This window comes from Rhodoferax ferrireducens, assembly GCF_031458075.1.
Classification (GTDB): domain Bacteria; phylum Pseudomonadota; class Gammaproteobacteria; order Burkholderiales; family Burkholderiaceae_C; genus Rhodoferax_B; species Rhodoferax_B ferrireducens_A.
Window position 1 is genome coordinate 330546 of record NZ_JAVDXT010000002.1, and the last position, 24470, is coordinate 355015.

At 63.8% G+C, this 24470-nt stretch carries 21 protein-coding genes and 1 tRNA gene; 8 read left to right on the top strand and 14 right to left on the bottom strand.

All coding sequences use genetic code 11. The features are described 5' to 3' along the window. The first annotated feature begins 138 nt into the window (after nt 1-138). Together J2X19_RS10560 and J2X19_RS10565 are read left to right on the top strand one after the other, a co-directional pair. Complete coding sequence (locus J2X19_RS10560) at nt 139-963, top strand: undecaprenyl-diphosphate phosphatase (RefSeq protein WP_310373105.1); 825 nt, start codon at nt 139-141, stop codon at nt 961-963. A 142-nt stretch (nt 964-1105) separates the two neighbouring features. Continuing rightward, nucleotides 1106-1762: an HAD family hydrolase gene (locus tag J2X19_RS10565; protein ID WP_310373106.1), complete on the top strand. Its 657-nt coding sequence runs from the start codon at nt 1106-1108 to the stop codon at nt 1760-1762. Here the strand turns inward: J2X19_RS10565 and J2X19_RS10570 are convergent. From J2X19_RS10570 to cyoA, 10 genes are all read right to left on the bottom strand, one after another. After that, entirely contained in the window at nt 1716-2558 is an 843-nt protein-coding gene (locus tag J2X19_RS10570; RefSeq protein ID WP_310373107.1) for an alpha/beta hydrolase, read from the bottom strand. The genes J2X19_RS10565 and J2X19_RS10570 overlap by 47 nt on opposite strands. An 85-nt stretch (nt 2559-2643) precedes the next feature. Further along, nucleotides 2644-3471, bottom strand: coding sequence for a proteasome-type protease (locus J2X19_RS10575; RefSeq protein ID WP_092756504.1), 828 nt, complete (start codon nt 3469-3471; stop codon nt 2644-2646). A 30-nt stretch (nt 3472-3501) separates the two neighbouring features. Next, nucleotides 3502-6162 carry a DNA mismatch repair protein MutS gene (gene mutS, locus J2X19_RS10580; RefSeq protein ID WP_310373108.1) on the bottom strand — a complete coding sequence of 887 codons (2661 nt, stop codon included), beginning with the start codon at nt 6160-6162 and terminating at the stop codon, nt 3502-3504. Nucleotides 6163-6239: 77 nt separating this feature from the next. Further along, nucleotides 6240-6776, bottom strand: coding sequence for a response regulator transcription factor (locus J2X19_RS10585; RefSeq protein WP_092756500.1), 537 nt, complete (start codon nt 6774-6776; stop codon nt 6240-6242). Beyond that, nucleotides 6766-8109, bottom strand: a complete 1344-nt coding sequence (locus J2X19_RS10590) for an ATP-binding protein (protein WP_310373109.1) — start codon at nt 8107-8109, stop codon at nt 6766-6768. The genes J2X19_RS10585 and J2X19_RS10590 overlap by 11 nt, the downstream gene beginning before the upstream one ends. Further along, nucleotides 8093-8911, bottom strand: a complete 819-nt coding sequence (locus J2X19_RS10595) for an SURF1 family protein (protein ID WP_405048635.1) — start codon at nt 8909-8911, stop codon at nt 8093-8095. Before J2X19_RS10595 ends, J2X19_RS10590 begins: the two co-directional genes overlap by 17 nt. Continuing rightward, on the bottom strand, nt 8908-9306 hold the full coding sequence (gene cyoD / locus J2X19_RS10600; RefSeq protein ID WP_310373110.1) for a cytochrome o ubiquinol oxidase subunit IV: 399 nt from the start codon (nt 9304-9306) through the stop codon (nt 8908-8910). Before cyoD ends, J2X19_RS10595 begins: the two co-directional genes overlap by 4 nt. Beyond that, nucleotides 9303-9926: a cytochrome o ubiquinol oxidase subunit III gene (gene cyoC / locus J2X19_RS10605; RefSeq protein WP_310373111.1), complete on the bottom strand. Its 624-nt coding sequence runs from the start codon at nt 9924-9926 to the stop codon at nt 9303-9305. The genes cyoD and cyoC overlap by 4 nt, the downstream gene beginning before the upstream one ends. Beyond that, a complete protein-coding gene (cyoB, locus tag J2X19_RS10610; RefSeq protein ID WP_116603861.1) occupies nt 9919-11925 on the bottom strand; it encodes a cytochrome o ubiquinol oxidase subunit I in 2007 nt (668 codons plus the stop codon). The genes cyoC and cyoB overlap by 8 nt, the downstream gene beginning before the upstream one ends. A gap of 85 nt (nt 11926-12010) precedes the next feature. Continuing rightward, the gene (cyoA, locus tag J2X19_RS10615; RefSeq protein ID WP_116603860.1) at nt 12011-13081 is read right to left on the bottom strand and encodes a ubiquinol oxidase subunit II; all 1071 of its coding nucleotides are present in this window, start codon (nt 13079-13081) and stop codon (nt 12011-12013) included. Between the two features lie 212 nt (nt 13082-13293). Here cyoA and J2X19_RS10620 point away from each other — a divergent pair, with 212 nt between their 5' ends. Next, on the top strand, nt 13294-14586 hold the full coding sequence (locus J2X19_RS10620) for an MFS transporter (RefSeq protein WP_116604262.1): 1293 nt from the start codon (nt 13294-13296) through the stop codon (nt 14584-14586). 100 nt (nt 14587-14686) lie between these two features. Here the strand turns inward: J2X19_RS10620 and J2X19_RS10625 are convergent. Further along, nucleotides 14687-14762: transfer RNA gene (locus tag J2X19_RS10625), tRNA-Lys, on the bottom strand. 306 nt (nt 14763-15068) lie between these two features. Between J2X19_RS10625 and J2X19_RS10630 the strand changes: the two genes are divergently transcribed. Genes J2X19_RS10630 through clsB form a run of 4 tightly spaced genes read left to right on the top strand, consistent with a single transcriptional unit; the run spans nt 15069 to nt 18427 of the window. Further along, nucleotides 15069-16013 (top strand): PfkB family carbohydrate kinase, encoded by a 945-nt coding sequence (locus tag J2X19_RS10630; RefSeq protein WP_310373112.1) that lies wholly within the window; start codon nt 15069-15071, stop codon nt 16011-16013. A gap of 13 nt (nt 16014-16026) precedes the next feature. Then, nucleotides 16027-16482 carry a dihydroneopterin triphosphate diphosphatase gene (gene nudB, locus J2X19_RS10635; RefSeq protein ID WP_310374510.1) on the top strand — a complete coding sequence of 152 codons (456 nt, stop codon included), beginning with the start codon at nt 16027-16029 and terminating at the stop codon, nt 16480-16482. Further along, nucleotides 16479-17207: an endonuclease/exonuclease/phosphatase family protein gene (locus J2X19_RS10640; RefSeq protein ID WP_310373113.1), complete on the top strand. Its 729-nt coding sequence runs from the start codon at nt 16479-16481 to the stop codon at nt 17205-17207. Before nudB ends, J2X19_RS10640 begins: the two co-directional genes overlap by 4 nt. A 5-nt stretch (nt 17208-17212) precedes the next feature. Beyond that, nucleotides 17213-18427: a cardiolipin synthase ClsB gene (clsB, locus tag J2X19_RS10645; RefSeq protein WP_310373114.1), complete on the top strand. Its 1215-nt coding sequence runs from the start codon at nt 17213-17215 to the stop codon at nt 18425-18427. 23 nt (nt 18428-18450) lie between these two features. Here the strand turns inward: clsB and J2X19_RS10650 are convergent, their stop codons facing one another. The 3 genes from J2X19_RS10650 to J2X19_RS10660 all read right to left on the bottom strand — a co-directional run bounded on the left by J2X19_RS10650 (nt 18451) and on the right by J2X19_RS10660 (nt 22149). Beyond that, nucleotides 18451-20379, bottom strand: coding sequence for a methyl-accepting chemotaxis protein (locus J2X19_RS10650; RefSeq protein WP_116603855.1), 1929 nt, complete (start codon nt 20377-20379; stop codon nt 18451-18453). A 142-nt stretch (nt 20380-20521) separates the two neighbouring features. Next, nucleotides 20522-21427: a DMT family transporter gene (locus tag J2X19_RS10655; RefSeq protein WP_310373115.1), complete on the bottom strand. Its 906-nt coding sequence runs from the start codon at nt 21425-21427 to the stop codon at nt 20522-20524. A gap of 56 nt (nt 21428-21483) precedes the next feature. After that, nucleotides 21484-22149, bottom strand: a complete 666-nt coding sequence (locus J2X19_RS10660; protein WP_310373117.1) for a helix-turn-helix domain-containing protein — start codon at nt 22147-22149, stop codon at nt 21484-21486. Nucleotides 22150-22372: 223 nt separating this feature from the next. Between J2X19_RS10660 and J2X19_RS10665 the strand changes: the two genes are divergently transcribed. Next, the gene (locus J2X19_RS10665; protein ID WP_310373119.1) at nt 22373-24445 is read left to right on the top strand and encodes a sensor domain-containing diguanylate cyclase; all 2073 of its coding nucleotides are present in this window, start codon (nt 22373-22375) and stop codon (nt 24443-24445) included. The last annotated feature ends 25 nt before the right edge of the window (nt 24446-24470 follow it).

The following is a 24470-nucleotide window of genomic DNA, read 5'->3' on the forward strand; positions in this document are numbered from 1 at the left end:
CAGCAGCCTTTTTTGTTTCGCAAGTTGATGGCCGCTGCGACGGCGCATGTGTGAGACGGAGTAAAGATAGGCCCGTCCCGCCGGACTGCCTTGCGACACAGGGATAATCCCTAGACAAATTGTTCTTAGGGAGTGCGCGTGGATACCATTTTGCTGATCAAGGCTGCCGTCATGGGCATCGTCGAGGGCCTGACCGAGTTCCTGCCGGTGTCGTCCACCGGCCATCTGATTCTGGCCGGCGCGCTGCTGGGCATGGACGACGACAAGGCCAAGGTCTTCGACATCGCCATCCAGACCGGCGCCATTCTGGCGGTAATCATGGTGTATTGGCAAAAGATCCGCGACACCGTCAGCGCCTTGCCGACCCAGCCCAAGGCCCGGCGCCTGGTGCTGAATGTGCTGATTGGCTTCTTGCCCGCGGTGGTGCTGGGCCTGCTGTTCGGCAAGGCCATCAAGGCCCATCTGTTCACCCCGGTGGTGGTGGCCAGCACCTTCATCATTGGCGGCTTCATCATTCTGTGGGCCGAGCGGCGCGCACCCTCGGCCACCCGCGTCCACCATGTGGATGACATGACGGTGCTGGATGCGCTCAAGGTCGGCCTGGTCCAGTGTTTTGCGATGATCCCCGGCACCAGCCGCAGCGGCTCGACCATCATCGGCGGCATGCTGATGGGCTTGTCGCGCACCGCGGCCACCGATTTTTCGTTCTTCCTGGCCATCCCCACGCTGATCGGCGCTGGCGCCTACAGCCTGTACAAAGAGCGTGCGCTGCTGTCCATGGCCGATGCGCCTATGTTTGCGGTCGGCCTGCTGTTCTCGTTCATCAGCGCCTGGCTGTGCGTGCGCTGGCTGCTGCGCTACATCTCCACCCACAACTTCGTGCCGTTCGCCTGGTACCGCATCGCTTTCGGCATCGTGGTGCTGGCCACGGCCTGGAGTGGCCTGGTGGTGTGGGCCGAGTAATTGTGGCTCACCCCCAGGCTGCAGTGCTGCGCATCTTTCGCCAACCCCCTTGCAGGGGGCAACAGCGGCAGCCTGGCAAAGCCAGTTCTACGGTGTTTCTGGATCGCGTGCGTTCTGTCTGCAATGTGCATCTGGTTAAGTTATGTTGAGGTCTATCCAGGCGGTTATTTTTGATGCCGACGGCACGCTGGTCGACAGCGAGGAGCCGGGCATGGATGTGCTGTTTGAACTAGCCCAGGCCCAGGGCCTGCAACTGAGCCGCGAGGCTGCACACCAGCAGTTTCGCGGCGTGCGAATGGCCGATTGCATCGCCTGGATTGCCGCCCAGCTGCCGCATGTACCGCCGGGCTTCGAGGCCGATTTCATGGCCCAGGTGCGGCTGCATACCGACATCCGGTTCCGCCAGGGCTTATTGCCCTTGCCGGGCGCGCTGGCCTTGCTGCAAAGCCTGCAGCTGCCGTTCTGCGTGGCCACCAACGGCCCGCGCGAGAAGGTGGAGCTGACCCTGGGCCTGACCGGCCTGCGGCCGCTGTTCGGCGACCGGATTTTTTGCGCCTACGAGGTCGGCCATTTCAAGCCCGACCCCGGGCTGTTCCTGCATGCCGCCCAGGCCTTGGGCATCGCGCCCGAACACTGCGCGGTGGTGGAAGACAGCCTGCCAGGTGTGCAGGCCGGGCTGGCGGCCGGCATGCAGGTGTTCTGCCTGCACCCGCGCGAGGGTTTGCCGGCGGACATCGCCGAGCGCGTGACTTTTATCGAGGGCTTGGACGCTCTGCCGCCGCTGCTGGCGCGGGGCTGAGATTGAGCAGCGCGGCCTCGATCGCCGCGGCGGTGGCCAGCGGTTTCTCCATGGGAAACAAGTGGCTGCCATCCAGCATCATGGTGCGGCCCTGGGTGATTTTGTCGGTCATGGCCATGCCGACTTGCCGCATTTCTGCCGAATGCGTGCCGCCGATGAAGGCCACCGGGCATTTCAGCGGGTGGCGGCGCAGCAGGCTCTCCAGATGGTCGGGCAGGGTGTTGTAGATGGCGGTCTCCACCGCGCGGTCGAAGCCGAGCACCCGCTTGCCGTCTCCGTCGTCCAGCATGCCGTGCGCGATGTAGTCCTGCAGTACCTGTGGGTTCCAGCGGGCAAAGGCTTTTTTGCTTTGAAAGTGTTCGAGTGCCGCCTGTTGGCTGGGCCAATGCTGGCGCCTGCGCTTGCTGACTTTGCCGGGCGAGACCGATTCCACCATCCGCACCCGCTTGAAAGCGCCCAGGGTGGTGGCCCGCCAGCCGCCGACCAGGGGCGAGTCCAGCAGCAACACGCCGCGCGCCAATTCCGGGTGCAGGGCGGCGGCCATCAGGCTCAGGAATCCGCCCAGGGAATGGCCGACCAGGAACACGGGTTCACCGTGTTGCTGCACCACCCGGCCGGCGAAGTCGGCCAGCTGCTGCACCAGATGCGGCCAGTTGTTGCTGACCGGGTATTGCGGGTCATGGCCGAACTTGTCTATCGCTTCGACTCTGTAGCCGCGGGCCTGCAGGCTGTTGAACAGCAGGCCGTAGGTGGATGCCGGGAAGCTGTTGGCGTGCGAGAAGACGATGGGCTGCATGGCAGGCATTGTGGTTTGTTTGCCGCGAGGGTGCAGTCGCGCAGGTTCACCGCACCCCGTGCGCGCAGCCTGGGGGTGCGCCGCGCTAGATCAGCCGCTCTTGGGGCGTGGTGATCTTGCGCAGTGGCTTGCCACGCTGCGACTCCACCATCAGCGGGATGTCGGTTTGCTCGCCGTTCCACATCGGGTCTTCGATGCTGTCGAAGACTTCGCGCAGCTTTTGCCCCCAGCTGCTGTGCAGCATGCGCATATAGGGGTTGTTCTCGTCGATGCAGACCACCTTGTCGGTCTGGAAGCTATCGGCTTCGTAGACCACCAGGTCCAGCGGCAGGCCGACCGACAGGTTCGACTTGAGGGTCGAGTCCATGGACACCAGCGCGCATTTGGCGGCCTCGTCCAGCGGGGTGGCGGGAGAGATCACGCGGTCCAGCACCGGCTTGCCGTACTTGGATTCGCCGATCTGGAAGTACTGGGTCTCGGGCGTGGCTTCGATGAAGTTGCCGGCCGAATAGACCTGGAACAGGCGCATGCCTTCGCCCTTGATCTGGCCGCCGAAAATCATCGAGGCATTGAACTCCACGCCGGCCTGGCGCAGCGACACCGCGTCGCGGTCGTAGACCCGGCGCACGGCAGCGCCCAGCACGCGGGCGGCGTCGAACATGCTCTTGGCGTTCCAGATGGTGATGGGCTCGCTGTCCTCGTGCTCTTTGAGCTGCTCGACTTGCAGGATCTCGCGGATGGACTGCGAGATGCTCAGGTTGCCGGCCGACAGCAGCACCATAAAGCGGTCTTGCGGCTTCTCATAGACGATCATCTTGCGGAAGGTGCTGATCTGGTCGAGCCCGGCATTGGTGCGGGAATCGGACAGGAAGACCAGCCCGGCATTGAGTTTGATGGCGACGCAGTAGGTCATGGCGGAGTGGTGGGGTAGTGGAGCAGCAGGTCAGCCCTGCTCGCGTTGGGCTAATTTCTTGAGGCTGTACAGCGCTTCCAGCGCTTCGCGCGGCGACAGCGCATCCGGCTGGATGCTGGCCAGTGCCGATTCTAAAGGGCTGGGTCCGTCGGCAGGGTTTTCCGGCGGCGCGGCAAACAGGTCCACCTGGGCCTGGCTGCCGAGTGCGTGCTCTTCCAGCGCCGACAGCGTGTGGCGTGCGTGGTTCAGCACCGCGGCCGGCATGCCAGCCAGGCGCGCCACCTGGATACCGTAGCTGCGGCTGGCCGGGCCGGGCTGCAGCTCGTGCAAAAAAACGATGTCGCGGCCGGATTCGGCCGCGCTCACATGCATGTTGACGGCGCCATGGTGCTGGGCCGGAAACTCGGTGAGTTCAAAGTAATGTGTGGCAAACAGGCAAAAGGCCTGGGTCTTGTCGTGCAGGTGCGCGGCGATGCCGCTGGCCAGGGCCAGGCCGTCAAAGGTGGAAGTGCCGCGGCCGATTTCGTCCATCAGCACCAGGCTGTGGGCGCTGGCGCTGTGCAGGATTTGCGCGGCCTCGGTCATCTCGACCATGAAGGTCGATTGCGCATTCGCCAGATCGTCGGCCGCGCCGATGCGGGTGTGGATGGCATCGATGGGCCCGAGCCGGCAGACATTGGCCGGCACATAGCTGCCCATGCTGGCCAGCAGCACGATGATGGCCACCTGGCGCATATAGGTCGATTTACCGCCCATGTTGGGGCCGGTGATGATTTGCATGCGCTGGCGGTGGCCCATGGCGGTGTCGTTGGCGATGAAGCTGGCGCTGGAGGCCTCGGCCAGGCGCGCCTCGACCACCGGATGCCGGCCGCCTTCGATGGCGATGCAGGGTTCCTTGACGAATACCGGGGCGCACCAGTTGAGTGTCAGCGAGCGTTCGGCCAGGGTGCACAGCACGTCCAGCGCGGCCAGCGCATAGGCCAGCTGGCCCAGGCGCGGCACAAAGGCCTGCAACTGGTCCAGCAGATGCTCAAACAGCCATTTCTCGCGCGACAGCGCGCGCTCCTGGGCGCTTAAGGCCTTGTCTTCAAAGGCCTTGAGCTCGGGGGTGATGAAGCGCTCGGCGTTCTTCAGGGTCTGGCGGCGCCGGTAGTCGTCGGGCACTTTGTCCACCTGGCCCTGGGTGACTTCGATGTAGAAGCCGTGCACCTTGTTGAACTGCACGCGCAGGTTGGCGATGCCGGTGCGGGCTTTTTCGCGGGTTTCCAGGTCCAGCAGAAAGGCGTCGCAATTGGTCTGGATGTCGCGCAGCTCGTCCAGCTCGGCGTCGAAGCCGCGGTTGATCACGCCGCCGTCGCGCACCAGGGCCGAGGGCTCGTCGAAGACTGCACGCTGCAGCAGGTCGGCGCAGCCTTCGGGCGGATGCAATGCCGCAGAAATTTGAGCCAAAAGTGCCGTTTGCGCAGGTAAAGCTTGCACGAGCAGCTCTGTTTTTTGTAGCGTCAGCTGCAGTGCCACGAGTTCGCGCGGCCGCACCTGGCGCAGCGCGATGCGGGCGCTGATGCGCTCCACGTCGCCGCTGCCCTTGAGCTGGTCGCGCAGGCGCTGGCCTTGGCCGGCGTCGCGCAGCACGCCGATGGCCTGGAGCCGCAGCGCGGCCTCGCTGCGGTCGCGCTGCGGCTCCAGCAGCCAGCGCTTCAGGGCGCGGCTGCCCATGCTGGTGCTACAGGTATCGAGCAGGGAGAACAGCGTGGGCTTGTCCTCGCCGCGCAGGGTTTGGGTCAACTCCAGGTTGCGCCGGGTCGACAGCGGCAGGCTGATGCTGGCATCGCCTTTTTGCACCCGGATGGTCTGCACATGCGACAGCGCCCGGCCTTGGGTGTGTTCGGCAAAGCCCAGCAGGGCGGCGGCGGCGGCATGGGCCTGGGGCAGATCGTCGGCATGCCAGGCGGCCAGGGTGGCGGCGTGCAGCTGCTCCAGCAGCTTGCGCTGGCCCAGGGCGGCGTCAAACTGCCAGGCCGGGCGGGCGGTGGTGGACATGGCCACGCCCTGCGCGGTGGCGCGCTTCAGCGCCTGGATGCGCTGGGCAAAGCTGGCGCTGGTGTCGGTGCTGTGCAGCAGCTCGCTGGGGGCGATGCGGGTGACCCAGGCTTCGAGCTCGTCGCTAGGGCATTCGGCCAGGTGGATTTCGGCGCGGGTCACGCTCAGCCAGGCCAGGCCGCAGCTATTGCGCGGGCCCTGGTGGATGGCCAGCAGCACGGATTCGGTCTTGTCGGACAGCAGCTCGGCATCGGTCAGCGTACCGGGGGTGACGACGCGCATCACCTTGCGCTCCACCGGGCCCTTGCCGGTGACTTCGCCCACCTGCTCGCAGATCGCCACCGATTCGCCGAGCTTGATCAGCTTGGCCAGATAGCCTTCCATCGCGTGGAAGGGCACGCCGCACATGGCAATCGGCTGGCCGGCCGACTGGCCGCGCTTGGTCAGGGTGATGTCGAGCAGGGCGGCGGCTTTTTCGGCGTCGGCAAAGAACAGCTCGTAGAAATCGCCCATGCGGTAGAACACCAGGGTCTCCGGGTGCTCGGCCTTGATGGCCAGGTACTGGGTCATCATTGGCGTGTGGCCTGCGGCAGAGGCGTCTGGGGGCTGGGCGGGCGAGGGGGCTTTTGCGCTCAAGATGTCGGGTTCCATGGGGCGATTGAAAACGCGGCTGCGGCGTTGTTGTCCGGCTGCGGAGCCGGGACGGCCATTATCGGGGATGGCTGCGGCTATTTGACCTGCTGCTTTTCCAGCTTGCGGGCGAGGGTGCGCCGGTGCATGCCCAGGCGCCGGGCGGTCTCCGAAATGTTGAAGCCGGTTTCGGCCAGGGTTTCGTGGATGCGCTCCCACTCCAGGGTCTTGATGGAAGACGAGCGGTTCGTCAGCTCTACCTCTACATTGCCGGTGGCGCGGCCAAATGCGGCTTCGATGTCGTCGGTGTTGGACGGTTTGGCCAGGTAGTGGCAGGCGCCGAGCTTGATGGCCTCGACAGCCGTAGCAATGCTGGCAAAGCCGGTCAGCACCACGATCAGCATCTCGGCGTGGTGGCTGTGCAGGGCCTGCACGCAGGCCAGGCCCGAGGCATCGCCATGCAACTTCAGGTCCACCACTGCAAAGCCGGGGGTATGCGACTGCAGCAGAGTGGTAACCGCGTCCAGGCTGGCGGCCAGCAGCACGGTATAGCCGCGGCGCTCGAAAGAGCGGCTGAGGGTGCGGGCAAATGCCGCATCGTCTTCCACAATCAGCAACAGGCGTTCAGCGTCCATAGGCTTCATTTTCGCTCAGGGTCACGGCGGCCAAGGGCAGGGTGATGGTGACGACGGCGCCGCCTTCGGGGCGGTTGCGTGCGGTCACGCTGCCGCCCAGGGTACGCGCCACGTTGAGCACCAGGTACAGGCCCAGGCCACCGCCCGATTTGCCTTTGCTGGACTGGAAGGGCTTGCCGAAATGCGCGAGGATGGCGGGCGCAAAGCCCGGGCCTTCGTCGGTGACGGTCAGTGTGAAGGTGTTGGCATCGCGGGTCGCATCCAGGCCCAGCCAGCGCGGCGAGGCTTCGAGGGCGTTGTCCAGCACATTGCAGACCATCTGCTTGAGCGCCGTATCGGACACCATGGGCAGATCCTCGCCAAACCGGTTGGTGTAGTCGAACGCATACACCGGTCGGGTGGCGCGCCACTCCTCCACCAGATCGTTCAGGAACGCGCAGATGGAGGTCTTGCCCGACGACTCCCCGCGCGCCTCGCCGGCCGATAGCAAGGTGTTGCTGACGATGGCTTTGCAACGCAGCAGCTGGGTTTGCATCTCGTCGATTTCCTGCAGCAGCTCGGGGTCGTTGTGGAACGCCGGCATGTGGCGCCAGTCGCCCAGGATCACCGCCAGGGTGGCCAGCGGTGTGCCCAGTTCGTGGGCCGCACCCGAGGCCAGCAGGCCCATGCGGACGATGTGTTCCTCTTCGGCGGCGCGTTGGCGCAGGTCGGCCAGGTGGTCGTCGCGTTCGCGCAGGTTGTGGCTGATGCGGGTGATGAAGATCACCAGCAGTGCGGCATTCAGCGCAAAGCAGATCAGCATGCCCCAGATGTAGGGGCTGTACAGGCCGCGGTCGTGGTCCAGCGGCAGGGCGAGTGGCCGCCCGAACAAGGCCAGGCCCGCAAAACAAACGGCGGTGATGGCCACAATCGTCCAGGTGGACCAGGCTTTTAGCAGCACAGCGCCCAGCGTGACCTGCAGCAGGTAGAGAAAGGTGAAGGGATTGGTAGCGCCGCCGCTCAGGTAGAGCTGGGCCGTCAGCATGGCGACGTCGACCAATAGCGCGAAGAACAGCTCGCTGTTGCTAACCTCCGGGTGGATGCGCAGGCGCAGCAGGCTGGCGCCGTTGAAGGCCACCAGGCCCGCCAGCACGGCCAGCATGTGGTCCAGCGGCAGGTGAATGCTGAAGCCGAAATGCACCACGCCAATGGTGACGATCTGGCCCACGACAGCAATCCAGCGCAGCTGGATCAGCTGCTGCATGTTCTTCAGGCCGGTGGCATCGTCTACCCGCGCCAGGGGCGCGGGAGCCGGGTCGACCCGGCTGGCGGTGGCTTCAGTGTGGGGTGGCATCGTGGGGTGGAGTCTCCAGGGTGCCGGTCAGTCGACCCAGGCGGCGCAGCCGCAGCTCGTCGCGCACCAGGTACCCGGCGGCAGCGGCGACCATCAAGGCCAGGGTGTACCAGGTGATAGCGTAGACCAGGTGGTTGTTTTGAAACTGCACTACCGTCAGGCCGCCCAACGGCCAGGCCTCTGCAGCGCCATCGGCGGCCGCATCGGCATCGACAAAATAGGGCGCCACCTGGTGCAGGCCGCGGGCTTTGGCGATGGCCTGTATATCGCGTGAATACCAACGGTCGGCGGCGGGATCGTTGCGGCGCGGAAAAGCCGCGCCGGGCTCGGTCATGCGCAGCAGCCCGGTCACGGTGGCGCTAGCTGGGCCGGCCTGTGCCTGCGCCCGTGCCTCGGGCGGCAGGAAACCCCGGTTGACCAGCACCAGGCTGCCGTCGGCCTGTTGCAGCGGCGTTACCACCCAGAAGCCGCTGCCTCGCTCGGTGGTGGCCTGTACCAGGGTAGTCTGGGCGTGCAGGTAGGTGCCGGTGAGGTAGACGTGGCGGTAGGCATCGGTTGCGGCGTTGACCTGTGGCCATTGCGCGGGCGCTGGTGTCGCCACTGCAGTGGCATGGACCCGCTGCGCCACCTGGGCTATCAGATCCAGCTTCCAGGCCCGGCGTTGGACTTGCCAGGTTCCCAGGGCCACAAGGCCTACAAATACCAACGCCGTACAGACCGCCAATACGGCCAGCACGGCGAAGGAGCGCGGGCCCGATGGACCATGCGGGTCCGCCGTTGCGGTAGAGGCCGAGAGGTTCAAGGCATGTTCTTCATCTCGTGCACCGACATCGGCATCATGTTGTGGTTCAGGTGGTACATCACCCACAGCGAACCGCTCAGCATGATCACGACGAGCACGACAGTAAAGATCAGCGCCAGCATGCTCCAACCGCCTTCGGACTTGGTGTTCATGTGCAGGAAGTACACCATGTGCACCACGATCTGCACCGCGGCAAACGCCAGGACGACGATGGCGGTGGTGCTGGACTTGTCGAACACCTTGCCCATGACCAGCCAGAAAGGGATGGCCGTCAGGATCACCGACAGGATGAAACCGATGGTGTAGCCCTTCAGGCTGCTGTGGGCTGCGCCGTCATGGTGGTCATGGTGGTCGCCATGGCCCGCATGGCCATGGGTTTCGTGAGGTGCGCTCATGGCAAAACTCCCATCAGGTAGACAAAGGTAAATACGCCGATCCAGACCACGTCCAAGAAGTGCCAGAACATCGACAGGCACATCAGGCGGCGCCGGTTTTCAGGGACCAGGCCATGGCGACTCACCTGCACCATCAGGGTGACCAGCCAGATGATGCCGAAGGTCACGTGCAGGCCGTGGGTGCCGACCAGCGTGAAGAAGGACGACAAGAAGGCGCTGCGCTGTGGGCCTGCACCCTCATGGAGCAGGTGGGCAAATTCGTACAGTTCCAAGCTGATGAAGGCCAGGCCGAATAGACCGGTCACGGCCAGCCAAGCCAACGTAGCGCGCACTTTGTTCTTCTGCATCTCCAGCATGGCAAAGCCGTAGGTGATGGACGACAGCAGCAGCATCGACGTATTGAGCGCTACCAGGGGCAGGTCAAACAGATCGGCACCTGTTGGACCTGCTGCATAGCTGCGGCCCACCACGCCGTGCACGGCAAACAAGCAGGCAAAGATCAGGCAGTCGCTCATCAGGTAGAGCCAGAACCCGAGCAGAGTGCCGTTTTCTACATGGTGTTCGTCGCGCAGATAGAAGCGCGCGCTGCCAGCCGAGGGGAGGGTGGTGGTGTTAGACATGGTTGGTAGCCAGCAGTCGTGTGCGCTCGCCTTCGGTGCGAACAACTTCGTGCGCATCGATGTGGTAATCGCGTTTGTAGTTAAAGGTATGGAAGATGGCGGTGGCGACGAGTGCCACAAAGGACAGCACGACCAGCGGCCACATGTGCCAGATGAAGGCAAAGCCGAGAACCGTGCTGAGGCCGGCCAGGACCACGCCCGCCCAGGTGTTCTTGGGCATGTGGATGGCGATAAAGCCTTCCAGCGGACGTACATAGCCGTGCTTCTTCATGTCCCACCATGCGTCCAGGTCGTGCACCACGGGTGTGAATGCAAAGTTGTAGGCCGGAGGTGGCGACGAGGTCGACCATTCCAGAGTCCGGCCATCCCATGGGTCGCCGGTGACGTCGCGCAACGACTCGCGGCGCATGTAGCTGACCACCAGCTGGATCAGGAAGCAGGCGATGCCGATGGCGATCAGGAAGGCGCCAAAGGCGGCAATCTGGAACCAGATCTGCAGGGACTGGTCTTCAAAGTGGCTGACCCGGCGTGTTACGCCCATCAGGCCCAGCACGTACAGCGGCATGAACGCGAAGTAGAAGCCGATCAGCCAGAACCAGAACGAGCACTTGCCCCAGAACGGATCCAGCTTGTAGCCGAAGGCTTTGGGATACCAGTAGGTGATGCCGGCCAGCAGGCCGAACAGCACGCCGCCAATGATCACGTTGTGGAAGTGGGCGATCAGGAACAGGCTGTTGTGCAGCACAAAGTCGGCGGGTGGCACGGCCAGCAGCACACCGGTCATGCCACCGATGACGAAGGTCACCATGAAGCCGATGGTCCACATCATGGGCACTTCGAAGCGGATGCGGCCGCGGTACATGGTGAACAGCCAGTTGAAGATCTTCGCCCCGGTAGGGATCGAAATAATCATCGTCGTGATGCCGAAGAACGAGTTGACGCTGGCCCCTGAGCCCATGGTGAAGAAGTGGTGCAGCCACACCAGGTAGGACAGGATGGTGATCACCACGGTGGCGTACACCATGGACGCATAGCCGAACAGGCGTTTGGTACAGAAGGTGGATACCACTTCAGAGAACACACCAAAGACCGGCAGGATCAGGATGTAGACCTCGGGGTGGCCCCAGATCCAGATCAGGTTCACGTACATCATGGCGTTGCCGCCGAAGTCGTTGGTGAAGAAGTTGGTGCCGACATAGCGGTCCAGCGACAGCAGGCCCAGCACGGCGGTCAGGACCGGGAAGGCGGCCACGATCAAGACGTTGGTGCACAAGGAGGTCCAGGTGAACACCGGCATCTTCATCATGGTCATGCCGGGTGCACGCATCTTCACGATGGTGGCAATCAGGTTGATGCCCGAGAGCAGCGTACCCACCCCCGCAATCTGCAGCGACCAGATGTAGTAGTCGACCCCGACATCCGGGCTGTGCAGAATACCGGACAGCGGCGGGTAGGCCAACCAGCCGGTGCGCGCAAATTCGCCTACGAACAGCGACATCATCACCAACACGGCGCCGCTGGTGGTCATCCAGAAGCTGAAGTTGTTCAGGAACGGAAACGCCACGTCACGTGCGCCGATCTGCAGCGGCACCGCAAAGTTCATCAACCCGGTCACCAGAGGCATGGCCACGAAGAAGATCATGATCACGCCGTGGGCGGTGAACACCTGGTCATAGTGGTGCGGAGGCAGGAAACCGGTCGAATCGCCGAAGGAAATGGCCTGCTGCAGGCGCATCATGATCGCGTCCGCGAAGCCGCGCAGCAGCATCACCAGGCCGAGGATGATGTACATGATGCCGATCTTCTTGTGGTCGATGCTGGTGAACCACTCGCGCCACAGGTAGCCCCAGGCGCGGTAGTAGGTCAGAGCGCCAAGAACGGCAGCACCACCCAATGCCACCGCAATGAAGGTGGCCAGCAGGATGGGTTCGTGGAATGGAATCGCGTCCCAGGTGAGACGGCCAAATATGAGCTTAGTAAGGTCGAGGTTGTCGAACATCGTTATTCCGGATGCCAAAAGTGATGCGGCGAAGGCCGAAATGCCGTGATTAGCGGCGCTGGATTAAAAGATGCCGGGCCATGCCCTACATCGGCTGGGTGACAGGCGAGGAGCTTGTGCCGCTAGGGTCGTTTACTGTGCACATCGCGCCCACGTAGGTGCGGACGGGGGCACCATTGAGGCCCAGTCGATTGCGTGTGGCGGGGTCCAGCGAAGCCAGGTTGTAGGCGCCGGGCATGCCCAGACCACCTTTGGCATCGATGGCCATCATCTCTTTCATGCACATCTTGTTGCTCTCAACGCAGCGGTTGAGAATGGCATCGTATAGATCGGCGGCAACGCTGGCATAGCGGCTGACGGGTTCGCGCTCGCTGGGGCGTTCCAGTTGCAGGTAACGGTCGCGGCCGAGTTCGCCGCCACCGGTTTTGACTGTCTTGACCCAGTTGTCAAAGTCGGCCACGGGCATGCCGTGGAACTTAAAGCGCATGTCGGAGAAGCCCGCACCGCTGTAGTTGGCCGAGAAACCTTCGAATTCACCAGGCTGGTTGATCACGGCGTGCAGCTTTGTTTCCATACCAGGCATCGCGTAGATTTGGCCCGCCAGAGCTGGAATGAAGAACGAGTTCATCACCGACGAAGCCGTGATCTTGAAGGTGATGGGGCGGTCTACGGGGGCAGCCAGCTCATTCACTACCGCAATCCCTTGCTCTGGGTAGATGAACAGCCATTTCCAGTCGAGCGCGACCACTTCCACCACCAGAGGCTTGACGCCGGCAGGGATCTCGCGTTCGGAATCCAGGCGTTGCAGGGGACGGTAGGGGTCCAGGGTATGCGTGCTGATCCAGGTCAGTGCGCCCAATGCAACGATGATCAGCAGCGGTGCGCCCCAAATCATCAGTTCCAGCTTGGTGGAGTGGTTCCACTCGGGGTCGTAAGTGGCGGCGGTGTTGGACTTGCGGTAACGCCAAGCGAACAGCAAGGTTAATACGATCACCGGTACGATGATCAGCAGCATCAACAGCGTTGAGATGATGATCAGATCACGTTGCTGTGTGGCGATATCGCCAGACGGGCTCAGTAGTACCGCTTTGCAGCCCGCCAGTAGAGCGATAGCTGGCAACAGAAGCAGTCCGCGAAGTGTTTTAGAGGATGGCATGCCAGGCAAGTATGAAAAGCGAAAACAAAAAGAATTAAGTATTTTCCCTGATACAAGCGCCATGGACGCTGGACATTTTGTCCTATCCCTGTGGCAACATATCTGCAACGGTGTGAGCTGCGATATCCCTCATTCGCACCGTGTCAATATAGCAAGGAGCCAGTATGGTGCAAAGCATCGCCCAGGAATATCCCTCCACGCCGTTACGCAATATGGAGTCCAATGTTCCGGATGGCAACGACGACCACGCCAATGTAGCTCCCGGCGATATCGCCGTCGGGGTGATTATTGGACGTACCTCTGAATACTTCGACTTCTTCGTCTATGGCATCGCTTCGGTGCTGGTGTTCCCTTCGGTGTTCTTTCCGTTTGAAGAACGGCTGCAGGGAACGCTGCTGGCCTTTGTGGTTTTCTCGTTTGCTTTCATTGCCCGTCCGCTGGGTTCGGCATTGTTCATGGCGATCCAGCGGCGTTGGGGGCGTGGTGTCAAGCTGACCTCGGCACTGTTCTTGTTGGGCTTCTCCACGGCAGGCATGGCCTTTTTGCCAGGCTACGCCACCTTGGGCTTCACGGCCATTGTGTTGTTGTCGGTGCTGCGCTTCCTGCAAGGTATTGCTTTGGGCGGGTCTTGGGATGGTCTGCCGTCTTTGCTGGCGCTCAGTGCACCTCCGGGGCGGCGTGGCTGGTATGCGATGCTGGGTCAGCTGGGGGCGCCGATTGGTTTTATGGTGGCCAGCGGCTTGTTCCTCTTCTTGCATTCCAGTTTGCCTCTGGCGGATTTCTTGGAATGGGGCTGGCGCTATCCTTTTTACGTGGCTTTCGCCATCAACGTGGTGGCGCTGTTTGCCCGTTTGCAGCTGGTGGTGACCGATGAATACACCAAGCTGCTGGAAGACCGCGCACTGGAGCCCACCGGCACCATCGAATTGGTCCGCAGCCAGGGCTACAACGTGTTTATTGGTGCGTTCGTGGCATTGGCCAGCTATGCCTTGTTCCATGTGATCACCGTGTTCCCCTTGTCCTGGATTGCCATCCATGCGACCCAGCCGATCAACGATGTGCTGGTCGTACAGATCGTTGGCGGGGCCATCGGGATTGTGGGCATCGTGACTTCGGGCTGGCTGGCCGACCGTATCGGCCGTCGCAATACGCTGGGTTTGCTGGCATGCCTGATTGCCGTGTTCAGCGGGTTCGCACCCATGTTGCTTGGCGGTACGCCCGCGATGCAGGATGCCTTCATTTTGATCGGCTTCGCTTTGCTGGGTTTGTCATACGGCCAGGCTGCGGGGGCAGTGACTGCTAATTTCGCTGCCAAGTTCCGCTACACCGGCGCTGCGCTGACGGCTGACGTGGCCTGGCTGATTGGGGCCGCGTTTGCGCCCTTGGTGGCCCTGGGCCTGTCGGCCCACTTCGGGTTGGCGTATGTCAGCATCTACTTACTCTCAGGGGCGATTTGCACGCTGGCTGCACTGCGGCTGAATCGTGCCATGGAAGTCCGGGATTGAAGTAGGCGGCGAGATGCAACATCCATCGGTAGATGGATGTTGCTCTGGATGCGGAATAAAAAAAGCCCTTGTGATTGCTCACAAGGGCTTTTTTATAAAGTGGTGGGTCCTGACAGATTCGAACTGTCGACCTACGGATTAAGAGTCCGCTGCTCTACCAACTGAGCTAAGAACCCACTTTAAAACTGGGTGCCACAAGTAAGAAGTTCGCTTGTGGCAAGCCCGCTATTATGCACTAACTTTCAGTAATTTTTGCGGGACTCTGAAGCATCTTGCATTCGTCGGGTTGGCCGGGCCAGTTTGTGCTGTGCTATTGCTATATATTTTGTAGCTATTGGCGCAGTCTTTATATGCCGTAAAAGCTCTTTTGGTTGAATCCGCCTAGGCCGGTACAAAGATCCGCTGCAGCTTGCGACACAATGCTCTTTTGAAGTGTGCCCAGCTTGGCACATCGGAATGCCGTGGCATTACAGAGGGACGGTATGAGTATGGATGAGATTCCGGGTATCCAGGACCGAGCAGCCGGTCCGCGTATCAGCACGGTAGGGCATGCGGCCCTGGACCATTGTTTTGACATTGCTGAATTCCCTTCACAACCGACCAAGACCCCCGCACAGGCCTACCGCATGGTGTCGGGTGGCATGGCTGCCAATGCCGCCATTGCGGCGGCCCGTCTGGGTGCGCGGGTGGGCTTGTTTGGCGCAGTAGGGGATGATGAGGCCGGGCGATTTCTGGCGCAGCGGGTGCACAGCTACGGCGTGGACTGCCAGGGCCTGCAGCGGGTGCCGGGGGCGACCTCGTCGATCTCGGCCGTGGTGATCGATGCCCAGGGCGAGCGCCAGATCTTCAATTGCCGTGGCGATGCGCTGCGCAATGCCGAGGCTTTGGACGTGTCCTTTCTGCGGGGCTCGGACGTGGTGATGGTCGACCCGCGCTGGATGGCCGGGGCCATCACGGCCTTGCGCTGGTCACGGACCGCGGGTGTGCTGAGCATGCTGGACGGCGATCTCTCTCCGCAGGAGGATTTGCAAACCCTCAGTCCGCTGGCCGATTGGTCGGTGTTTTCCGAGTCCGGCCTGGCCGCGTTTGCGCCGGCCTTGTCGGTAGATGCAGCGCTGCAGTCCGCACTGGATGCGGGCACCCAGGTGGCGGTGGTCACTCTGGGGCCGCGCGGTGTGCGCTGGAAGCGCGGTAGCGAAGGCGTGCTGCACACGATTCCGTCCTTTCCGGTCAAGGCGCTGGACACCAATGGCGCGGGCGATGTATTCCATGCCGCGCTGGCGTTGGCGTTGGCGCAGGGCCAGGGCGACCGCTCTGCCATCCGTTTTGCGGCGGCTGCGGCGGCGCTGAAATGCCAGCGCAACGGCGGCGTGGTGAACGGGCCCGACCGCGCCGAGCTCGACCAGTTTCTGGCTACGCAGAGCTGAGGCCGTGGCCGCGCTGCACAAAATTCCGGAGTCGGTGCTGGTGGTGCTGCACACCGCCGACTTGGATGTGCTGTTGATCCGCCGTGCCGATGCTTCGGAGCACTGGCAGTCGGTTACCGGCAGCAAGGACAGCTGGGACGAGGATTTTCGCCAGACGGCGGCGCGCGAAGTGCAGGAAGAAACCGGCATTCTGTGCGCCGAAGGCTCCTTCTTGGCCCCCATGCTGCACGACTGGCAGCTGGAAAACGTGTATGAGATCTACCCCCAATGGCGCCACCGCTATGCACCCGGCGTAGTGCGCAACCGCGAGCGGGTGTTTGGCCTGCAGGTGCCTGCGGGCACGCCGGTGCAGCTGAGCCCGCGCGAACACACGGCCTACCAATGGTTGCCGTACCATGTGGCTGCGCAGACCTGCTTTTCACCTTCTAACGCCGAGGCGATTTTGATGCTCCCTCGCTTTCTTCTATGACTGTTTTGCGTGTAGCCACCTACAACATCCACAAGGGTGTGCAGGGTATGGGGCCGACGCGGCGCCTGGAAATCCACAACCTCGGCCATGCGGTAGAGCAGCTGGATGCGGATATCGTCTGTCTGCAAGAGGTGCGCAAGCTGAACCGCAGCGAGCAAAAGTACTTCACCCATTGGCCGGATCTGCCCCAGGCCGACTATCTGGCGCCCGAGGGCTATGAGTCGGTCTACCAGACCAATGCCATCACCCGCCACGGCGAGCACGGCAACGCCTTGCTGTCGCGCTGGCCGGTGGTGTGGCACAAGCACGAGGACATGTCGGACCACCGCTTTGAGCAACGCGGCTTGCTGCACGTGCATGTCGAAGCCCACGGCCTGCCCATCCATGTGATCGTGGTGCATCTGGGCCTGATACCGGCCAGCCGGATACGCCAGGTGCAGCAGCTATCGGCCTATATCGCGCGCGAGGTGCCGGGCGATGCGCCTCTGATCGTGGCCGGCGATTTCAACGACTGGGGCAGCCAGATGCGCCATGCGCTGAACCGCATCCACCTGCAGGCCTTTGTGTCTAACGACGCGCGCACCTATCCCTCCCGTTTGCCGCTGGCGCAACTCGACTATGTGTATGCGCGCGGCATGCGGCCGCTGGGCCTGGAAGTACCGCGCGGCCGCATCTGGTGGCGCATGTCGGACCATTTGCCGCTGCTGGCCGAGTTCGAAATCTGAGCCCGATGGCGCGCGCCTACCCCCCTTTGCGTGGTGGCCACAGCTTGCAGTTACTGGAAGGCAGCCAAGCGCTGTTTCCGGCGCTGGTGGCGGCCATGGACGCTGCCCAGCATGAAATATGGCTGGAAACCTATATTTTTGATTGCACCGGCGCGGGCGCCGAGGTGGCCGAAGCTTTGATACGGGCCGCGCAGCGCGGCGTGCTCACCAGCGTGGTGGTCGATGGCCTGGGCACCGGTGCCATGACCCCAATCTGGCGCGACCGCTTCCAGCGTGCCGGGGTGCGCTGGCGGGTCTACTCGCCGGTCAATATGCTGGTGCTGCTGCTGCCCACCCGCTGGCGGCGGCTGCACCGCAAGCTATGCGTGGTGGACAGCGCCGTGGCATTTTGCGGCGGCATCAACATCCTGGACGACTTCCACGACCCGAACTTTGGCGCTTTGCAGGCGCCGCGCTTCGACTTCGCAGTGCGTGTGACGGGCCCCTTGGTGGCCCAGACCAGCACCACCATGGCGGTGCTCTGGCGGCGCCTGCAGGCCGTGCGCGATCTGCGCCAGCATGAGCTGCAAAGAGCCATGCATACCCTGCTGGCGCGCCGAAGCCGCAGCGCAGGTGCTACTGAATCCATAGCTTCTGGCGCAGATACCACCAGCGCTGCACTCGTATTGCGTGATAACTTACGCAGCCGAGCGCGGATCGAGCGTGCCTACCTGCGGGCGATTGCCGCAGCCCGGCACGAGATCATCATTGCCAATGCCTACTTCGTGCCCGGCTTTCGCCTGCGCCAGGCCCTGGTGCGGGCTTCCGAGCGTGGCGTGCGGGTGCAGCTGCTGTTGCAGGGGCGTTACGAATACTTCATGCAGTACTACGCGGCCCGGCCGGTTTACGGCGTGCTGCTGGGGGCGGGGGTGGACATCTTTGAGTACGCGCCCAGCTTTCTGCACGCCAAGGTGGCGGTGGTCGACGGCCACTGGGCCACGGTGGGCTCGTCCAACCTCGACCCCTTGAGCCTGCTGCTGGCGCGCGAGGCCAATGTGGTGGTGGACGACAAGGCGTTTGCGGCCACCTTGCGCGAACGCCTGCTGTTGGCCATGGCCGAGGACGGCACGCAGATGGACCCGGCGCAGTACGCCAGCCGCTCCCTGCGCCAGCGCGGCCTGGAGTACCTGGCCATGCTGGTGATGCGGCTGGCCCTGCTGGTGACGGGCAAGCGCTACTAGACAGAGAGCAAGAGCAGCGGTTTTCAGCCCAGCTTGAACACCGCTACCGCTTGCGCCAGGCGTTCGGCCTGTTCGCGCAGGCTCTCGGCGGCCGCGGCCGACTGCTCGACCAGGGCGGCATTTTGCTGCGTCATCTGGTCCAGCTGGCCGACGGCGGTGTTGACCTCGCGAATGCCATCCGACTGCTCGGAGGCCGCGGCGGTGATCTCGCTGATGATGTCGCTGACCTGCTTCACCGAGCTGACGATCTCGTCCATGGTGCTGCCGGCGTTCTGCACCAGCCGCGAACCCGACTCGACCTTGTCCACCGAGGCGCTGATCAGGGTCTTGATCTCCTTGGCGGCTTCGGCGCTACGCTGCGCCAGGCTACGCACCTCGCTGGCCACCACCGCAAAGCCGCGGCCTTGTTCGCCGGCGCGTGCCGCTTCCACGGCGGCATTCAGCGCCAGAATATTCGTTTGGAAGGCGATGCCGTCGATCACGCCGATGATGTCGGCGATCTTTTTGGAGCTGTGGTTGATGTCGACCATGGTGGTCACCACCTGGCCCACCACCGCGCCGCCGCGGGCGGCGACTTCGGCCGCCGACGCTGCCAGCTGGTTGGCCTGGCGTGCGGCATCGGCCGAATGCTGTACCGTGTTGGTCAGCTGGTCCATGCTGCTGGCGGTGCGCTGCAGATTGCTGGCAGTCTGCTCGGTGCGCGCGCTCAGGTCCTGGTTGCCGGTGGCAATTTCGGAGCTGGCCGTGCCTATGCTTTCCACCGATGCGCGGACCTGCGACAAGGCCTGCATATAGCGCTGCCGCAGGCTCTCGACCTCGCGTACCAGCATGCCGATTTCGTCCTGCCGCTGTGTCTGGAAAGCCTGGGTCAGATCGCCCTGGGTGACGGTGGTGATGGCCTGGGTCAGCTCGCCCAGCGGCTGGCTCACATTGCGGCGCACTAGCAGATACAGGCCTACGCCCAGCAGCACGGCGGTAGCGGCCAGCAGGGACCAGATGGTGGTCATATTGCGCCAGTACTCGGCCATGGACTCGCTTTCGGACACTTCGGCAATCAGCCAGCCGGTACCCGACTTGGTTTTGCGCAGCACGGCCCAGGCATCGGTGGGCTGCGCGCCAAACAGGGTGGCGGCATCGCGCACATAGCCGTCTGGCGCAGCCGCCAAGGCGGCCAAGAAGCTTTCTGCCTGCGGATAGGCTTCCAGCACTTTCTTGCCCTTGGCCGTGGGGTGCAGGGTGAAGCGGTAGTCGGCGGGTGCGCCGCGTGCGTCGATGTAGTAGATCCCGCCCGAGCTGAAGAAGCGCACGTCGTTGATTTGCTTTTCCAGCGACACCTGTTGCAAGGAGGTATCGCTACCCACAAACAATATGCCGACGATGGCGCCGCCAGAGTCGCGCAGCGGCTCGTAATGCGTCATGTACTGCTTGCCGAACAGCATGGCCAGCCCGGTATAGGACTGGCCGGCCAAAATCAGCTTGTAGGCCGGGTGGGCGCGGTCCAGCAGGGTGCCCATGGCGCGTTCGCCGTCCTGCTTCTTCAGCGAGGTGGTGATGCGAATGAAGTCATCGCCTTTCTTCATGAACACCGTGGCGACGCCGCCGGTGTCCTTGCTGAATTTGTCGACGGCGGTGAAGTCGCCGTTGATGGGCGTGCCAAAGCTTTTCAGTTCGTCCGTGCCTTCTTCCAGCCGGGGTGCGGGGTCGAACTCCTGGCGGAAGGCCAGGTACGAGCGCTGCACCACCTCGCGGCTGATCTGGTCGGTGGCATCGGCCACGGCGACCATGCTTTGCACCCGCTCGGCCACCGACGACACCATCAGTGCGTGGGTACTGCGTTTTTCCAGGTAGCCGATGGCCATGCTGACGGCCAGCAGCACCAGCGCCAGCCCGGCGATCGACATCAAGGCGAGTTTGCGGGCAACCGACTGGTGGCTTGCGGGGGTGTTGGTCATGGTGGACTTCCGGGCTAAATCGTAACAATTGGTTAATCATTGCATGTTAATCCATGCTGATGAATGCCATTGAGCTTATCGGCAGCGCGGTGTCCGTTGCGTAGTGTTTTTGCCAAATGCCAAGCCTGTCGGGCGTCTACTGCTACATCTTTGTGCTTGTTTGAGCCCCCACTTCGGCCACGATGACGCAGGCCAGGCCTGCCAGCACCAGGGTCAGGCCTGCATAGGCGGCCCAGGGTGCGGGCTCATGCAGCACCCACACCGCCAGCACAAATGCCACCAGGGGCTCGGCCAGGGCCAGCGTGACTGCGGTGGCGCTGGCAATCCGGCGCAGCGCGTGGCTGAACAGCAGGTAGCTGATGCCGGTCGTCACCACGCCGAGGTAGCCCACCAGCAGCATGTCAGTCGCCGCCATGCGGATGCCGCCCGACAAGCCCAGTGCCACCGGCACCGCCAGCAGCGCCGCCGTGCCAAAGACACCCAGCGTGGCCGTCGCTGGCGAGGCGGCGTGCACCAGCCTTTGGTTCAGCAGCGCATAGCCGGCGTAACCCAGGCCAGCGGCCAGGCACAGCAGTGTGCCGTGCAGGCTGAATGCCTGCTGCGTGCCGCCGCCCAGCACCATCCAACTGCCGCCACCAACGGCCAGCAGCGTGCCCAGCCACCAGGCCGGGCGTGGCGTGTGGCGCAGCACCATCCACTGCAGCAGCCCGGCCCATACCGGGCCGCTGCCCAGGGCGATGGCAGTACCTACGGCAACGCCACTGGCCTTCACCCCGGCAAAAAACGCCAGGTTGTAGCCGGCGATGCAGGCACCTGCCAGCCAGACTTCGGGCCAGCGCAGCCGGCCTAGGTCTTGCCACCACTGGCGGCGCGGCTGGGTGCAGGCGGTGTACAGCGCAAAAAATGCAGCGGCCACGGCCAGGCGCAGCGCGCCGATCCAATAGGCCGATAAATGCGGTGGTGCCAGGCTTTGCGCAGTGCCGGTCGTGCCCCATAGCAGGGCTGCGCCCAGCACCATCAGGCTACCGCTGAGTGGATGGTTTTTCATGCCGCCATGCTGGGGCCCGGCAGGCGGCCGAATGTCGAGAGACTCTTGTACTTGGGTTAGCTGCGCAGCTGTTTCGTACCTACGCCATGGTCGCGCTTGAGCGCATAGGCCAGGGCACTGGCACTGCGGTAGCCCACCTGCAGCGCGGCGGTTTCCAGCGGCGTGCCGGCCTGTATCCACTGCATCGCCCGCTGCAGCCGGCGTGCGCGCAGATAGGCCTGCGGCGTGCTGCGGCTCAGCTCCAGCAGCCGGGCGTGGAAGCGCTGTGGGCTCAGGTGGAACAGGGCGGCCATGCGCGCCGTGTTCCAGGGCGTGTGCAGCTCGGCATCGAGTGCATCGTCTAGTTGCTGCAGCGCCAGGCTGCGGCGCTGCAGCAACTGGGGCGCTTGCAGGATGGCAGCCAACTGGGCGGCGGCATTGGCGTCCGGTAGCGCTTGGCTGCAAGCCGGTGGCACGGCAAAGCGCTTGACCCGGTCGACCCCGGCCTGGGCCGGCGCGTCTATCACCCACATCGCGGTGCCGCTGGCGGCCTGGAATCCATGGGCCACGCCGGCCGGCACGATCACGCCGCAGGCGGTATCGGCAAAGCTGGCGCGGCCCCCGATCTCCAGCTCCATCCGGCCGTGCAACGCGAACATGATCTGGGCATGCTCGTGCGCGTGCGACTGGTGTTCACCGCTGTAACGGCGGATGTCGCAGCGGGCTTGCAGGGGAGTGGCCATGGGCCGCACTATAAAACCAAGCGCTGCAGGGTGCCGCGTGCGTCCGTGCGACATCTGCGTGTTTCTCCGCTGGACAGCCAGGGGGCTGGCGGTAAGAATCAATTTGTTACGAATCTGGACAAGACACGGTGCTTAGCCATCTGGCGGGGCCTATGCTGCGGGCAGCGCTTGCGGGCGTTCCGTTCTCTCGTCAAGGGTTCGGGCCTGACCCACCACAACCACCATGTCTCCTGTTGCTGCCGATACCACCCCCAAGCTCCGCTCGTCCCGGCGGTCTGCCTGGCGTTGGTGCCTGCAGCTGGCCGGGACCTTCAAGTTCCGGGTGCTGCTGGTGGCGGTCATGTCGGCCTTGCTGTCGGGTGTGGCGTCCAGCTACTTCATGGCTTACGAGAGTGAACGCGTCATCTTGCGCAGCTTCAGTTTGCAGCAGCGCGACGAGGTGGAGCTGGCGGCCGAAATGCTCGGCAGCAAGATTGCCCGGGTGCAGGCCAGCCTGGGCCTGATGGCCAGCAGCATCAGCCCCGACCTGCTGGAGCGCCCCGCGGCCCTGGAGCGCCAGCTGCACAGCCATCCGTTCATGCTGCAGATGTTTTCGGCGGTGCAGGTGGTGAAGATCGATGGCACGGTGCGGGCCCGGGCGGCGCGCAGCGTGCAGCTGCTGGAGGGGGTGGACTTCACCCGCGAGGGCTATTTCCAGCGCACGGTCACCATGGGGGTCAACGGCGTGTCCGACCCCAGCGTCAGCAACGGGGTGTCCGAGCCCATGGTGGTGATGAGCGTGCCGATCCGCGACCTGGGTGGCCGCATCTTTGCGGTGATGGTCGGGGCGCTGCCGCTGCAGTCGTCCGATTTGCTGCCCACGGCGGCATCGACGCTGGGACCGTTTTCTGCGGCGCTGATCGTCTACACCCGCAGCGGTGTGGTGCTGGCGCACCCGGATGCGCAGCGCCGCCTGCAGCAAGTGGTCGACGAGCCCGGTCTGGGCCCGGTGGTGGCCGCGTGGCGGGCCCGCGGCGCCAATGCCATAGACGCCAGCGGCGCGCATGACCTGCCGCGCTACCTGGTGGCCACGGCCTATGTGTCGGCCGCCGACTGGTATGTGGCCCGCGTCACCAGCACCGACTACGCCTTGCAGCCGCTGCGCCAGGTGCATACCGAGTCCTGGTTGGTGGTGGTCGGCATCATGGCCTTGTGCGCGCTACTGTCCACGCTGCTGATTTCCAACATCACCCGGCCCATCACCCAGCTACGCGACCGGGCGCAGCGGCTGCTGGGGGCCGAGCACGACCCATCCGCCGGCTGGCCCCGTGCCCGTGGCGAGATCGGCGAACTGGTGCAGGTGTTCCGCCATGTGACGATGGAGCGGGGCAGGGCGCAGGCCGCCCAGAACGCCATGGTGGAGCAGCTCAAGGCCATACTCAAGAACGCCTCGGTGGGCATCGTCATCACCCGCGACCGGCATTTCGAGCTGGTCGGCAGCCAGGCCAACCAGCTGTTCGGCTATGCCGATGGCGAACTGCAGGGCCTGGACACCTCGGTGCTGTATGTGTCGCCCCAGGCCTATGCGGAGACCGGCGAGCGCTTTCGCGTCTCGCTGAAGATGCTGGGCTATTTTGACGGCGAGGTGGTGCTGCGCCGCAAGGACGGCAGCCAGCTGCTGGTGCATATGCGCGGCCGCGGGGTGAACGACAGCGACCCGACGGCCGGCGTGATCTGGATACTGACCGACGTTACCGCCGCCCGTGCCGTGCAGGACCAGCTGTCATGGACGGCCAGCCACGACAGCCTGACCCAGCTGGCGAACCGGCTGGATTTTGAATCCCGCCTGGCCAGCGCCATCGCCCATGCCATCCACCCGCAGGAGCGCGGCGAGGTGTGTGCGATGTTTATCGACTTGGACCGCTTCAAACCCATCAACGACACCGCAGGCCACGCGGCCGGCGACGAGGTACTGCGCCAGATTGCCCGGCTGCTCGAGTCGCGCGTGCGCCAGAGCGACACCGTGGCCCGCATGGGCGGCGACGAATTCGCCATCCTGCTGCCCGGCTGCTCGCTGGAGCGGGCCCAGACGATTGCCGAGCAGGTACGCATCGGTGTCGAAACCTGGCGCATGCTGTGGCGCACCCATACGTTCAGCCTCAGCGCCAGCATCGGCGTGGTGCAACTGAGTGCGGACCTGCCCGATGTAGCCGCGGTGCTGGAAGCCGCCGACAGCGCGTGTTACGAGGCCAAGCGCAGCGGCCGCAACCAGGTCGTGACCTATGGCGCGCCGCCGCCTGTGGTGCTGCGGGCCTAGGCCGTAGCCCATCGCTGGCTTGCCG